General features: G+C 20.0%; 1 protein-coding gene. It reads left to right on the top strand.

Annotated features, from left to right (window positions below; genetic code table 11):
• Positions 1–137: 137 nt before the first annotated feature.
• Positions 138–887: 4-hydroxythreonine-4-phosphate dehydrogenase PdxA (locus AMN99_RS01375; protein ID WP_075506065.1), on the top strand; the 750-nt coding region annotated here is incomplete at its 3' end.

Here is an 887-nt window from a genome sequence, read left to right as displayed (position 1 = left end):
AAATAAAATTAAAAGAGAGTTCATTGAAATTGACATAAATGAAGAATTAAAAAAATTAGTAAAACAAAAAGAAAATGAGCAGTTTAATCAATTCTCAAATCTATACTTTAATAAAATTAAAAAAGAGTATCAAATAGATGAGTTCTAAAAAACCTATATTAATTATTAATGGAGATCCAAAAAGTATTTTTTTAGAAATATTTTTAAAATCAATAAATAAAATAAATTTTAAAACACCCATCATATTAATTGCTTCTTACAAACTACTTTCAATAGAAAAAAAAAATCAAAAAATAAAAAAAAAAATTAAAATCATTGAATATCCAAACTTTGATATACAAAGTTTAAACAACACCAATATTAATTTAATAAATATTGACAATAATGATAATGATACATTTGATTATATTAATAAAAGCTTCGAAATAGCTTTTAAGATTATTAAAAAATATAAACTTAAAAAATTTATAAATGGACCAATTAATAAAAAAAATTTTTTAAACAAAAAGTATTTAGGCATTACAGAGTATATCGCTAAAAAATTTAAAATTAAAGAAAGTGCAATGCTTATTTACAATAAAAAATTATCTGTATGTCCAGTAACAACTCATTTGCCCATTAAGTACGTTGCAAAATCAATTAACAAAGAAAAAATTGAGGAAAAAATTATATTAATAAATAAATTTTACAAGAATACTTTTAAATTTAAACCCAAAATAGCAGTACTTGGGTTAAATCCACATTGCGAAAGTATCGATAAGTTTAACGAAGATGATAAAATAATTAAACCACTAATATTTAAACTAAAAAAAAAAAACTTTTTAGTCGATGGTCCAATTTCAGGTGACACTATTTTTTTATCTCAAAATAGATGCAATTACGATGTA

The organism is Candidatus Pelagibacter communis (assembly GCF_001180225.1).
Lineage (GTDB): Bacteria > Pseudomonadota > Alphaproteobacteria > Pelagibacterales > Pelagibacteraceae > Pelagibacter > Pelagibacter ubique_D.
Note: the sequence above shows the minus strand (reverse complement) of the source record. Positions and strands in the feature narration are given on the sequence as shown.